Origin of the sequence: Hyalangium minutum, from assembly GCF_000737315.1 — a bacterium.
GTDB lineage: Bacteria > Myxococcota > Myxococcia > Myxococcales > Myxococcaceae > Hyalangium > Hyalangium minutum.
In genome coordinates, this window is record NZ_JMCB01000004.1 from 334,149 (window position 1) to 346,298 (window position 12,150).

Annotated in this window: 11 protein-coding genes and 1 riboswitch; of the genes, 5 read left to right on the forward strand and 6 right to left on the reverse strand. The window is 69.1% G+C overall.

The genetic code is table 11. The annotated features are described in order from the left end of the window. The first annotated feature begins 10 nt into the window (after positions 1 to 10). Genes DB31_RS12730 through DB31_RS12740 form a run of 3 tightly spaced genes read left to right on the forward strand, consistent with a single transcriptional unit; the run spans position 11 to position 4,020 of the window. A complete protein-coding gene (locus DB31_RS12730; protein ID WP_044186822.1) occupies positions 11 to 721 on the forward strand; it encodes a response regulator in 711 nt (236 codons plus the stop codon). Then, complete coding sequence (locus DB31_RS12735) at positions 718 to 1,839, forward strand: sensor histidine kinase (RefSeq protein ID WP_044186826.1); 1,122 nt, start codon at positions 718 to 720, stop codon at positions 1,837 to 1,839. Before DB31_RS12730 ends, DB31_RS12735 begins: the two co-directional genes overlap by 4 nt. Before the next feature lie 9 nt (positions 1,840 to 1,848). After that, the gene (locus DB31_RS12740; protein WP_044186828.1) at positions 1,849 to 4,020 is read left to right on the forward strand and encodes a spermidine synthase; all 2,172 of its coding nucleotides are present in this window, start codon (positions 1,849 to 1,851) and stop codon (positions 4,018 to 4,020) included. Between the two features lie 15 nt (positions 4,021 to 4,035). On the opposite strand, the gene DB31_RS48755 is transcribed toward DB31_RS12740, so the two are convergent. From DB31_RS48755 to DB31_RS12765, 6 genes are all read right to left on the reverse strand, one after another. Next, positions 4,036 to 4,185: a hypothetical protein gene (locus DB31_RS48755; protein WP_157231950.1), complete on the reverse strand. Its 150-nt coding sequence runs from the start codon at positions 4,183 to 4,185 to the stop codon at positions 4,036 to 4,038. 12 nt (positions 4,186 to 4,197) lie between these two features. After that, positions 4,198 to 5,607: a sigma-54-dependent transcriptional regulator gene (locus DB31_RS12745; RefSeq protein WP_044186830.1), complete on the reverse strand. Its 1,410-nt coding sequence runs from the start codon at positions 5,605 to 5,607 to the stop codon at positions 4,198 to 4,200. A 97-nt stretch (positions 5,608 to 5,704) separates the two neighbouring features. Then, positions 5,705 to 6,175, reverse strand: a complete 471-nt coding sequence (locus DB31_RS12750; protein ID WP_044186833.1) for a hypothetical protein — start codon at positions 6,173 to 6,175, stop codon at positions 5,705 to 5,707. Between the two features lie 58 nt (positions 6,176 to 6,233). Beyond that, complete coding sequence (locus DB31_RS12755) at positions 6,234 to 7,622, reverse strand: SLC13 family permease (RefSeq protein WP_044186835.1); 1,389 nt, start codon at positions 7,620 to 7,622, stop codon at positions 6,234 to 6,236. Positions 7,623 to 7,625: 3 nt separating this feature from the next. Beyond that, positions 7,626 to 8,978 carry a universal stress protein gene (locus DB31_RS44740; RefSeq protein WP_052419914.1) on the reverse strand — a complete coding sequence of 451 codons (1,353 nt, stop codon included), beginning with the start codon at positions 8,976 to 8,978 and terminating at the stop codon, positions 7,626 to 7,628. A gap of 41 nt (positions 8,979 to 9,019) precedes the next feature. Beyond that, positions 9,020 to 9,451 (reverse strand): CBS domain-containing protein, encoded by a 432-nt coding sequence (locus tag DB31_RS12765; RefSeq protein ID WP_044186837.1) that lies wholly within the window; start codon positions 9,449 to 9,451, stop codon positions 9,020 to 9,022. Between the two features lie 184 nt (positions 9,452 to 9,635). Next, positions 9,636 to 9,745, forward strand: a riboswitch (TPP riboswitch). Between the two features lie 40 nt (positions 9,746 to 9,785). Here DB31_RS12765 and thiC point away from each other — a divergent pair. Together thiC and DB31_RS12775 are read left to right on the forward strand one after the other, a co-directional pair. Further along, positions 9,786 to 11,660: a phosphomethylpyrimidine synthase ThiC gene (gene thiC, locus DB31_RS12770; RefSeq protein ID WP_044186839.1), complete on the forward strand. Its 1,875-nt coding sequence runs from the start codon at positions 9,786 to 9,788 to the stop codon at positions 11,658 to 11,660. Positions 11,661 to 11,762: 102 nt separating this feature from the next. Beyond that, positions 11,763 to 12,146, forward strand: a complete 384-nt coding sequence (locus DB31_RS12775) for a DUF4870 domain-containing protein (RefSeq protein WP_044186841.1) — start codon at positions 11,763 to 11,765, stop codon at positions 12,144 to 12,146. Positions 12,147 to 12,150: the final 4 nt, after the last annotated feature.

Sequence of the window (12,150 nt, forward strand, 5' to 3'; positions counted from 1 at the left end):
AGGGTGCTTCATGAGAAACTTCCTCCTTCTCGATGACAACAAGGCCTTCGCCGAGAACATCGCCGAGATTCTTCGGGACTCGGGGAGCCTGGCCACGGTGGTCACGGACGGCGTCGAGGCGCTCTCGCTGGCGAAGTCCCAGCGCTTCGACGTGTTGCTCACGGATATGAAGATGCCGGGCATGAGCGGCGCGGCGGCCGTGCACCACATCCGCAAGGTGGATCCGGGGATCGCCGCCGTGGTCATCACCGCCTATCCGGGTGAGAACGATCTGGAAGCGGCGCGCCGGGAGGGCCTGCTGGCCGTGCTGCCCAAGCCGGTTCCGTTGCCCACGCTGATGGGGCTGCTGTCGAGCGCGAGGCGGGATGGGCTGGTGGCGCTGGTGGAGGATGATCCCGCGATGGCGGACAACCTGAGCGAGGTGCTCCGCACACGGGGCTTCTCGTGCGTGACGGCCCGCTCGGTGCTGGAGACGGAGCAGCTCTCCATGGTGAAGCCCTTCGCGGCCCTGGTGGATCTGCGCCTGCCGGGCGGCCCAGATGGCGAGGCGCTGCGCCGGCTCCGCGCCCGCTTCCCGGAGATGCCCCTCTTCGTCGTCACCGCCTACCCGGAGCTGGCTCCGCTGGAGAGTGCCGCCGGCGTCTTCGCCAAACCCTTCGACACCGCCGCGCTGGTGCATGCGCTGGAGCGGGCGCATACCGCGCGTCTGGGTGCCGTATGAGCCCCGAGCTGCGCCACGCACGTGTCCTGGTGGTGGACGACAACGCGGCCTTTCTCGACAACCTCCAGGAACTGCTGAGCGACGCGGGCTATGAGGTCGGCGTCGCGAGCAGTTGCCAGGCCGCGCGCGAGCGCGCGAAGGAGGGCTTCGATGTGTCGCTGGTGGATCTCCGTCTGCCAGACGGAGAAGGCACCTCGCTGGCCGCCGAGCTGAAGAAGGCGATGCCGGAGTCCGAGGTGGTGCTGCTCACCGGCTTCGCCACCCTGGAGACGGCGATGGCGGCGGTGCGGGCGGGCGCGTGCGCCTACCTGATGAAGCCGTGCGCGCCCCAGGAGCTGCTGCTCACGCTGGAGCAGGCCATGCGGCAGGTGCGCCTGCACGGGGAGAAGCGGGTGCTGGCCCGGCGCGCCCAGATGACGGAGAAGCTGGCGGCGGTGGGCACGATGACCGCAGGCCTCTCGCACGAGATCCGCAATCCGCTGAACGCGGCGGCGCTGCAGCTGTCCGTGCTGGAGCGGAGGGTGCGCAAGCTCCCCGAAGGTCAGCAGGGCCCGCTGCTCGAGCCGCTGGGGCTGGTGCGAGACGAGATCCGCAGACTGGATCACATCCTGGAGGACTTCCTCCAGTTCGCGCGGCCTCGCGAGTTCCGGCCGGAGCCGGTGGAGGTGGAGGCGCTCCTGCGCCGCGTGGGGGATCTGCTGGGCAGCCAGGCCGAGGCGCGGAAGGTCAAGCTCGAGGTGGTGCTGCCCTCTCCCATCTCCCGGGTGCTCGGTGAGGAGGAGCGGCTGCGCCAGGTGCTCATCAACCTGACACTCAATGCGCTGGATGCCACGCCGGAGGGCGGCGAGGTCCGGCTCTCGGCGAGCGAGGACTCCCGGGGCATCTGGGTGACCGTGGACGACACGGGGCCTGGGATTCCTGTCGCGGTGCGTGATCGCATCTTCGAGCCCTTCTTCACCACGAAGGCGCAGGGTTCGGGCCTGGGGCTCCCCATCGTGCACGCCATCGTGACGCAGCATGGCGGAACGCTCGAGGTAGGAGAGGCGCCTGGGGGCGGCGCCCGCTTCGTGCTGTGGCTGTCCAAGGGGGCTCCTGCACCGGCGCAACCAGTGGGGTAGGCTGCCGGGGTGTCCCGGTACGCGTTCACGCTCTTCGCGAGCGCCTTCCTGCTGTTCGGCGTCCAGCCGCTGGTAGGGCGGTTCGCGCTGCCGTGGTTCGGCGGGACGCCGGCCGTGTGGACCGCGTGCATGCTCTTCTTCCAGGCCGCGCTGCTGGCGGGCTACGCCTACGCGCACGTCGTGGCCACGCGGCTGACGCCTCGCTCCCAGGTGAAGCTGCACCTGGGGCTGCTGGGGCTCACGGTGGTGGTGCTCGCCGCGCGGGCCCTGTGGGGAGGCTCGCCCGTGGCGCCCGGGCCGGAGTGGCGGCCGTCTGGAGCGGAGGGACTCACGGGGCGCCTGCTGGCGATGTTGACGGTGACGATCGGCTTGCCCTTCTTCGTGCTGTCCACCTCGGCGCCGCTGCTGCAGAGCTGGTTCGCCCGGGTGAGGCCGGGTGTGGCCCCGTACCGGCTCTATGCGCTGTCCAACGCGGGTTCCCTGCTCGCGCTGCTGAGCTACCCCTTCCTCGTAGAGCCTGCCGTGCCGCGTGGCGTGCAGGGCTGGGCGTGGGCGGTGGGCTTCGGGATCTTCGCCGTGGGGTGCGCCGCGTGCGCGAGGGAGCTGTGGACGGCAGGAGTGGCCACTCCTGGAGAGAGCACTGCCTCCGAGCCAGCGCCCTCGCCACAGGAGGAGGGCACGCGGCCCGGACTGGGACGCACGCTGGCGTGGCTGGGGTTGAGCGCGTGCGCGTCCGTGCTGCTGCTGGCGACCACGAATCAGCTCTCGCAGGATGTGACGGCTGGGCCGTTCCTGTGGGTGCTGCCGCTCGCGCTGTACCTGCTCACCTTCATCCTCACCTTCGAGCGTGACGGGTTGTACTCGCGCGCGGTGTTCTCCCTGCTGCTCATCGGCGCGGTGGCTGGTGTGACGTGGGTGCTCGTGTCAGGGCCGCACACGCCGATGAGCCTCCAGCTCCTGGCCTACGGCGGCGCCCTGCTGGCTGGGGGCATGGTGTGCCATGGTGAGCTGTACCGCTTGCGGCCTGCGCCTCGGCACCTGAGTGCCTTCTACCTCTGGGTGTCGGTGGGTGGTGTGCTCGGAGGGGTGTTCGTCAGCCTCGTGGCGCCTCGGGTCTTCTCGACGTTCGCGGAGTACCCGCTCGCGCTCGGGGCGTGCTGCCTCGTCTCGTTGCTCACCATGCTTCCGGGTTTTGCCGCCGAGGAGCGGGTGGAGCGGCTGCGGCGTGCTGTGCGCATCTTCCTCCTCATCTTTGTGGCCGTGCGCCTGACCGATGCCGTGAAGGAGCTCCAGCGCGAGAGCCTGCTCTCTGCGCGGAACTTCTTCGGCGTGGTGCAGGTGCTGGAGCAGGGACGGGACAAGCCCGCCGAGCACCGCTTCACGCTCAAGCACGGCGCCATCGCCCACGGCGTCCAGTACACCGAGTCCATGCGGCGGCGGCAGCCCATGTCCTACTTCACCCCGGAGAGCGGGCTGGGACTGGCTGTGGCCGAGCACCGCCGCCTGCGCAAGGCCGTGGGGCTGCCGCCGGGGCTGCGCTTCGGGGTGCTCGGGCTGGGCGTGGGCTCCACCGCCGCGCTGGCCGAGGCCGAGGACTCGGTGCGCTTCTACGAGATCAACCCCCAGGTCATCTCCCTGGCGCGAGGGCAGGGTGGCTACTTCAGCTACCTCGCGGACACCGCCGCGCGCGTGGAGATCGTAGAGGGAGACGCGCGCATCTCACTGGAGCGGGAACAGGCGCAGGGCTTCGACGTGCTCGCGGTGGACACCTTCAGCTCGGACGCCATCCCCATGCACCTGATCACCGAGGAGGCCGTCGCGCTCTACCGTGGCCACCTCGCGACCCACGGCGTGCTGGCGCTGCACATCAGCAACGCACACCTGGATCTGGTGCCCGTGGCACTGGCGCACGCGAAGGCCTTCGCGATGCATGCGACCGTGGTGGTTCACGATCCCACAGAGGATGCGGCGCGCAGCGTGTGGGTGATTCTCAGCCCGGACGGGGAGTTCTCCTGGGGCCCCACCTTCACGCATGCGGTAGCGCGCGTGCGCCGCTTGGAGTGGGTGGGTACGCACGCGGTGAGGTGGACGGACGAGCACGGGAGCGTGCTGCCCCTGCTCTGGCGAGGCGACTGGCAGGGCGAGGTGCGGGAGTTTGTCCGCGCCGCCGCCCAGCCCTGACGGCTGGGCCTTCAGTTACGGCGCACTGGGAGGGGGGGGCTTGTCCCGAGACTTGTCGTCGGACTTGTGGATGTCCACGCGCGAGCTCCAGAGCCCTGGGCCCAAGAGCACCACGAGAACGACCATCACCACCATTCCAATCAATGTCTCGAGCCAGAACCCCACGCGTCCCTCCGATCAGCTTCCCGACTCCGCAGCGGACTCCTCCTCGGCCTCATGCGTCGTGGGCGTCTTTCCGCTGCTGTACTCCTTAAGACGATACTGAATCTTTCGCACGCTGATGCCCAGGATCTCCGCTGCCCGGCTGGTGGAGCCCTGCACCATCTCTAATGTGCGCAAAATGGCCTCCCGCTCGATGGTGGCCATGGAGGCGCCGGGGATGAGGTTGTTCGACGAGGAGCCCGACGGCCGGGGGCCCCGTAGCACGGGAGGCAGATCGTCCGTGGTCAGCTCGCTCCCTTGTGCCAGCACGATCGCGCGCTCGATGGCGTTCTCCAGCTCGCGGATGTTGCCCGGCCAGTCGTGGGCGAGCAGCGCCTGCAGCGTGCCCGGGGCCAGCCCCTTCACCTGCTTGCCGTAGCTCTCCCCATACTTCTCCAGGAAGTGGTTCACCAGCGGGGGGATGTCGCTCTTGCGCTCGCGCAGAGGAGGCAGGGTGACGGAGACGACGTTGAGCCGATAGAAGAGGTCCTCGCGGAAGCGGCCCGCCTTCACCTCGGCGGCCAGATCCCGGTGCGTGGCGGCGACGATGCGCACATCCACCTTGAGCGTCTGGATGCCACCCACGCGCTCGAACTCGCGCTGCTGCAGCACGCGCAGCAACTTCACCTGCACAGAGGGGGAGATCTCGCCGATCTCGTCCAGGAAGAGGGTGCCGCCGTCCGCCAACTCGAAGCGGCCCTCCTTGCGCGCCGCGGCGCCTGTGAAGGAGCCCTTCTCGTGGCCGAACAGCTCGCTCTCCAGCAGGTTCTCGGACAGCGCCGCGCAGTGCACCCGGATGAAGGGCTTGTCCTTGCGCGGAGACTCCTGGTGCAGCGCCTGGGCGATGAGCTCCTTGCCCGTGCCGGACTCGCCGAGGATGAGCACCGTGGCCCGCGTGCCCGCCGCGCGCTTCACCACGTCATAGACACCCTGCAGCTGGGGCGAGTCCCCGACGATGTTGTGGAAGCGCGCGCGCTGGCGCACCTGATCCCGCAGCGACTCGGCCTCGCGGCGCAGGCTGCGCTTCTCCAGCGCCTTGCCGAGGATGACGAGCACCGCGTCCGCGTCCAGCGGCTTGACAAGGTAGTTGTCAGCGCCCGCGCGCATGGCCTCGACGGCCGTCTCCACGCTGGCGAAGGCCGTCATCATCACGAAGGTGGCGTCCGAGCCCTGCTCGCGGGCCTTCTTGAGCAGGGTAAGCCCGTCCATCTGCGGCATGCGCACGTCCGACAGCACCACGGCGGGAGAGAAGTCCGTGATGCGCGACAGCGCGTCCACTCCATTGGAGGCCTCGGCGACTTCGTAGCCCTCCTCGCCCAGGATGGTGCCGATGGCTCGGCGGGCGTTGTCTTCGTCGTCGACGACCAGGATGCGTTCAGCGGCCATAAGGGGAAGCTCACACTAGCAAGCGGCGAGGAAAGGGGGCGGCTTGGCGGCACGGCCCGGGAGGCCGCGACAGGGGGTGGAACAGCGGGTGCTCTCTCTAGAGAGGCGAGGGGACGCGGGGGCCGTCCTCCCAGACCTCCACGACCGGTTCGATGCGGGGCGCCAGGTGCATCATGGAGCTGGGGAAGCACCGGCCCGGCAGCTCCTCGAAGAGGGTTCTCACCCGCTCCGCGTCCTGCTCGGAGCGGACGGCGACGTGAGGCCGGATGATGAAGTCCGTGAAGTGGGGCAGGCCGCCCGGGCCCTCCACGCGCCGGCCCATGGCGGTGCTCTGGTAGAACACGATGTCGAGCGACTCGGCCCGGGCCTGCTGCAGGAACATCTGCAGGATGCGTCCTTCCAGGGCGCCCACGAGCAGCGTCTCGGGACACCATCGGTCCTCGTGAGGATGGCCGCCGGTACGGGCGGCGAGCGGCAGTGCCGGGGCGTGCTCGCTGGTGAGCAGGACCCACTGCGATCCTTGCCACTGCAGGCGGGTCTCGAATTCGGTGACGGCGATGGAGGTCATGGGAGGGCTCCTACGGCAGCTTGGGAGGTCATCCATTCAACGCACATGCCAAGCGAGCTCATGGCAGACCGAAGAGACGGAGGACCCAAGGGCCTGTCAGTGTCACCACCAGGCAGCCGAGCACCATCAGGGGAAGCCCCACGCGCAGCAGGTCTCCGGAGTCCACGCCGCCCTCTCCGGCGACCATGGCGTTGGGCGGGGTGCTGATGACAAAGGGGATGCCGAAGGAGCAGCCCACGGCCACGAGGATGGGCATGGAGGCGGAGGGGAAGAGCTGCACGGCGATGGGGATGAGCAGCGCGGCCGTGCCGGTGTTGCTCATGAGGGCCGCCAGCACGGCGGCCAGGCTGACGAGCACTCCCGCCTGGGCCAGCTGGGGCCAGGTGCTCCAGTCCACGCCTCTCAGGGCCGTGGCCACCACGCCGGAGTGCTCCACCAGCCGCCCCAGAGCGATGCCCCCAGCGATGAGGATGAGGGTGGACCAATCCACCTTGCCCAGATCCTCGCGCCGCAGCAGGCCGGTGCCGAAGAGGGCCACCACGGCGCCCAGCGCCACCAGCGGCGCGGACAGACCGTGCAGGGGCTCGCTGAGCCACAGGGTGGCGCAGGCGGCGAACACGCCGAGCACCCAGCGCGCATGGGGGCTCAGCTTCTGGGCCGGGGCGGCGGGGAGCTCGAAGCGACCGCGGACCTTGTAGCCCACCACCAGGATGAAGAAGCCCACCCCGAGCATGAGCCCGGTGAGGGGGAGCGCGAAGGCCATCCACTGGACGAACGTCACATGGGCATAGGGCGCGGCCGCGGAGATGGCGATCCCATTGGGACCGGTGCCCACCGGCGTGGCCAGCCCTCCGAAGTTCGCCCCCAGGGCCACGGACAGCAGCAGGGCCCGGCGCAGGGCCGCGTCCTGGGAGGACTGGAGCAGGGGTCGCAGGGAGGCGAGCATCATCGACGCGGCGGCGATGTTCGACATCCACATGGAGAGGAAGGCCACCCCGGCGATGATCAGCATCATCAGCAGGCGCCGGCTCCCGTGGGCCAGCCTCACCACGTGCTGCGCCACCGCTGCGTCCAGGCCGTGCCGCGAGGCGGCCACCTCCAGCGTGAAGCCACCCAGGAAGAGCGCGAGCACGGGATCGGCGCACCACGCGAACACGGCGGGCAGGCGGTAGCTGGTATCCAGCGGGCCCAGCAGCGCGGCGGTGGCCCCGAGCAGCAGCAGGGTGGGGACGAAGGGGGGGACCAGCTCGGTGAGCCACAGCGTCAGGCACACGCCGGCAATCACGATCGAGCGGGCGATGATGGGGCTGTCCACGCTCAGCCATGCCACCAAGAGGCTCGCGGTGACGCCCGCCACGGCCGCGGCGGGGCGGATCCAGCTTCGAGGTGAGGAGGCCGGTGAGGCCGGGAGGGCCTCCGCGACTGCGGGGGAAGGGGGGGCGCTCATCCGTTACTCATCCCGAGGAGGGCGGACGATGAACACCGGCCGTGTGCCGTTCAGCAGCACCTCCTGGGCCACCGAGCCAGCCAGGGCGCGCGTCAGCCCCGAGCGCCCGTGGGTGGCCAGGCAGATGACATCGCAGTCCAGCCGCTCAGCGGCCTGGCAGATGGCTTCAGAGACCTTGCGGCCAGTGATGAGCTCGATGCGCGAGGTGATGCCGCGCAGGGTGGCCTCGGGAGGGATGAGTGCGCGCAGCTCGGTGGAGAGCCGCTCTCGCTCGGCACGCTCGTCGGCGGAGGTGGGCTCTGGCAGGACATAGCCGGTGCCGACCGGAGGCGCTCCCGCAGGCGGAGACAGGACATGGAGCAGGTGCACGGTGCCGCCCGCCGGGGCCAGGGAGTAGGCGTGGCGCACCCCGCCGGAGCCCAGCTCGGAGAGATCCGTCGGAGCCAGCACCCGGCGCAGATGGGGAATGGTCCGCATCATGGCGGCGCTGGCGGGCACGCAGAGCACGGAGGAGGGCGAGTCATGCAGCACCGTCTGCGAGACGGAGCCGTGCCACAACTTGCTCGTGCCGGAGCGCTGGTGCGTGCCCACGACCACCAGATCCACGGCCTCCTTGCGCGCCAACTGGACCAACGCTTCGGAGGGGCGCCCCAGCCCGGGCTGCAAGTGCACCCAGACGGAGCCACTGCCGGGCATGTCACCCAGACGCGCGGTCAGATCGCGCCGGAGCGCCTGCTCGGCCTCGGGCGTCACCTCCGCCTCGGGAGAGAGGGGCAGGCCGTAGCGGGCATGTGCGTCCGCGCCCCAGTAATGGTGGGCGGCAATCACCTCGCACGGGCCCAGCGCCCTCATGCGCCGCACCCACGCCACCGCAGCATCCGACGGCCCCGAGAAGTTGAGCCCCAGGAGCAGGCGCAGCGAGCGCAACCCTGCTGCCCACGACTCGATGGGCTGGGGCGCCTTGAGCACCAGCACCGGGCAGCGCGCCGCCTGAACCACGCGATCCGCCACGCTGCCGATCCGCCACCGCGGCGCCCGCTGCCCATGGTGCGAGAGCACGATGAGTGAGGCGTGGACCTGCATGGCCAGCTCCACGAGCACCTCGTCTGGGGCGCCGTCCAGCAGGTGGCCCTTCACCTCGATGCCGCGCTTGCGGAGCTCGCCGGACTGCTGCTCCAGGCGCGCGGAGACCTCGCGTCGCATCGCATCCACGAGCGTGGCCGAGCTGACAGCGCTCCCCAAGTCGAGGACGTGCACCAGGTGGAGTGGCTCACCCATCCGGCGGGCCAGGGCCGCCGCGGCGAGCGCCGCCACGGAGGCGTGCTCCGAGAAGTCCGTTCCGAAGACAATGGCCATGGGCGCTCGTGCCTTTCGAGGTGGGGAGGCTCGGGAGAGGGCTACTCCTCGTACTCGGCGGCCTCGCTCATGCGGTCCAGGTCGGCGATGAGGTGCTGCGCGTAGCGGACCAGATCCGCCTCCGTGAGGATGCCCACCAGGGTGCCGCCCTCGCCGACGACGGGCAGGCAGCCGAACTTGTTGTCGAGCATCACCTTCACGGCATCCCTCAGGGGTGTCTCCGGCCCGACCGTGCGCACCTGGCGGCTCATGATGTCCGAGGCCCACAGGGGCTGCTTGACGGGATCCGGGCACTTGAGGCCCGTGGCCTTCATCAAGTCGCGATGGGTGATGAGGCCCACGAGCTTGCCCTCACGCACCACGGGCAGGTGGCGGATGCGGTTCAGGCGGAGCAGCTCATCCGCGACTGCGAGGTTCTGGGTCTCCTTCAGGGTCACCAGCTCTCGGGTCATCAGCTCGCTAACGATCTTCATAGGTCAGGTCGCTCCAAGGACAGCAAGTCGTGAAGGCCCCTTATGCACAATCGGATCCAAGCCCCGGGCTCCCTGAAGGACGGTGGGGTTGGCTGGGAGTGCACGCAAGGTTTGCGCGGGTGCCTGCTACCCCGCAGAACTTGCGCCCCGGGGTTGCCGCGGCAGACCCCGTGGGGTACATCGCCCCCGTCGCTAGGGGTGCCCCCATCAGGGGCTGAGACGGCCGTGGTACCGGCCGGACCCTTGGAACCTGAACCGGGTCATACCGGCGGAGGGAAGCGGCGGGCGCTGTGCCGCTTGCCTGCCTCCCGTACCGCCACCAGGGAGGATGCAGATGAGCGGAGCGTCGAGAAGCCTCAAGGTCGATGGCAAGGTGCTCGAGGGGATTTCCCGGGGGCCGCTGCCCGCCTCGCGCAAGGTGTATGTCCCCGGGGAGCGCCACGCGGACGTGCGCGTGCCCATGCGCGAGATCAGCCAGACGCCCACCCACCAGGGCCACCGTCCCGACTCGCCGGTGACGCAGAACCCGCCGGTCTACGTCTATGACTCCAGCGGCCCGTACACGGACCCGGAGGCGCGGATCGATCTGAAGGAGGGCCTCGCGCCCATCCGCTCTCATTGGATCGCGGCCCGAGGGGACACCGAGGAGCTGCCAGGGATTACCTCCGAGTACGGCCGGCTCCGGGAGGCGGATCCGCGCCTGGCGGGCCTGCGCTTCGCCCACCGCCGCAAGCCGCAGGTTGCGAAGCCGGGGCACAACGTCACGCAGCTGCACTATGCGCGCAAGGGCCTCATCACTCCGGAGATGGAGTTCGTGGCGGTGCGCGAGAACCTGAAGGTGGAGGCAGCGCTCTCCGCACAGCACCCGGGCCAGTCCTGGGGGGCGGCCATCCCCCGGAAGATCACCCCCGAGTTCGTGCGGGACGAGGTGGCCCGGGGCCGCGCCATCATCCCGGCGAACATCAACCACCCGGAGCTGGAGCCGATGATCATCGGCCGCAACTTCCTGGTGAAGATCAACGCGAACATCGGCAACTCGGCCGTGACTTCCTCCATCGAGGAAGAGGTCGAGAAGATGGTGTGGTCCATCCGCTGGGGCGCGGACACGGTGATGGACCTGTCCACGGGCCGGAACATCCACGAGACGCGGGAGTGGATCCTCCGCAACGCGCCGGTGCCCATCGGCACGGTGCCCATCTATCAGGCTCTGGAGAAGGTGGGCGGCAAGGCGGAGGAGCTGACCTGGGAGATCTACCGGGACACGCTCGTCGAGCAGTGCGAGCAGGGAGTGGACTACTTCACCATCCACGCGGGCGTGCGGCTGGCGTACATCCCGCTGACGGCGAAGCGGCTCACGGGCATCGTCAGCCGGGGTGGCTCCATCCTGGCCAAGTGGTGCCTGGCCCACCACCAGGAGAACTTCCTCTACACGCACTTCGAGGAGATCTGCGAGATCATGAAGGCGTACGACGTGAGCTTCAGCCTGGGCGATGGCCTGCGGCCGGGCTCGATCGCGGATGCCAACGACGCGGCGCAGTTCGGCGAGCTGGAGACGCTGGGTGAGCTGACGAAGATCGCTTGGAAGCACGACGTGCAGGTGATGATCGAGGGCCCCGGCCACGTGCCCATGCACCTCATCCAGGAGAACATGACGAAGCAGCTGGCCATCTGCCACGAGGCGCCGTTCTACACGCTGGGGCCTCTGACGACGGACATCGCGCCGGGGTATGACCATTTCACCAGCGGCATTGGCGCGGCGATGATCGGCTGGTTCGGCACGGCGATGCTCTGCTACGTGACGCCCAAGGAGCACCTGGGGCTGCCAGACCGGGATGACGTGAAGGAGGGCGTCATCACCTACAAGATCGCGGCGCACGCGGCGGATCTGGCCAAGGGGCACCCGGGGGCGCAGGCGCGAGACAACGCGCTGTCCAAGGCCCGCTTCGAGTTCCGCTGGGAGGATCAGTTCAATCTCTCGCTGGATCCCGAGCGCGCCCGGGCCTTCCACGACGAGACGCTGCCGGCCGAGGGCGCCAAGGTGGCCCACTTCTGCTCCATGTGCGGCCCGCAGTTCTGCTCCATGAAGATCACCCAGGAGGTGCGCGACTTCGCGGAGAAGAGCGGCGTGGTGCCGGAGAAGGCCCTGGAGGCCGGCATGGCCGAGAAGAGCGAGGAGTTCAAACAAACGGGAGGTGAGATCTACCGCTGAGAACCCGGCGTTGATTGTCCGTCACGTGACAGGGGAGGCCCTCGTTGACTAAAAGGGGGTGAGGCGCGGTACGCGTCTCACCGACTTTTGAGGGGCTGTGTCATGGATCAGCAGCAGAGAGAGCAGTCGTTCCTGACGGGTTCACCGGCGCCGACCCAGGACGAGAAGACCTGGGGCATGCTGGCGCACCTGAGCGGGATCTTCGCGAGCTTCATCACGCTTCCGTTCCTGGGCCCGCTCCTGGTCATGCTCATCAAGGGCAAGGAGTCGAAGTGGGTCGAGGCGCAGGCCAAGGAGGCCCTCAACTTCACGATCACCGTGACGATCGTCGTCTGGATCGGCATCCTCGGCTCGTGCCTGATCATCCCGGCCATCCTCGCCTTGGTGGTCGGGATCGCCGCCTTCGTCCTCAACATCATCGGCGCGATGAAGGCCAATAACGGGGAGATGTACCGCTACCCGGCCAACATCCGGCTGTTGAAGTAAGGGC

Excerpts from the sequence above, each read along its gene's own strand:
- DB31_RS12730 (WP_044186822.1), top strand. The coding sequence starts at position 11 with ATGAGAAACTTCCTCCTTCTCGATGACAACAAGGCCTTCGCCGAGAAC.
- DB31_RS12735 (WP_044186826.1), top strand. The coding sequence starts at position 718 with ATGAGCCCCGAGCTGCGCCACGCACGTGTCCTGGTGGTGGACGACAAC.
- DB31_RS12745 (WP_044186830.1), bottom strand. The coding sequence starts at position 5,607 with ATGGCCGCTGAACGCATCCTGGTCGTCGACGACGAAGACAACGCCCGC.
- DB31_RS12750 (WP_044186833.1), bottom strand. The coding sequence starts at position 6,175 with ATGACCTCCATCGCCGTCACCGAATTCGAGACCCGCCTGCAGTGGCAA.
- DB31_RS12755 (WP_044186835.1), bottom strand. The coding sequence starts at position 7,622 with ATGAGCGCCCCCCCTTCCCCCGCAGTCGCGGAGGCCCTCCCGGCCTCA.
- DB31_RS44740 (WP_052419914.1), bottom strand. The coding sequence starts at position 8,978 with ATGGCCATTGTCTTCGGAACGGACTTCTCGGAGCACGCCTCCGTGGCG.
- DB31_RS12765 (WP_044186837.1), bottom strand. The coding sequence starts at position 9,451 with ATGAAGATCGTTAGCGAGCTGATGACCCGAGAGCTGGTGACCCTGAAG.
- thiC (WP_044186839.1), top strand. The coding sequence starts at position 9,786 with ATGAGCGGAGCGTCGAGAAGCCTCAAGGTCGATGGCAAGGTGCTCGAG.
- DB31_RS12775 (WP_044186841.1), top strand. The coding sequence starts at position 11,763 with ATGGATCAGCAGCAGAGAGAGCAGTCGTTCCTGACGGGTTCACCGGCG.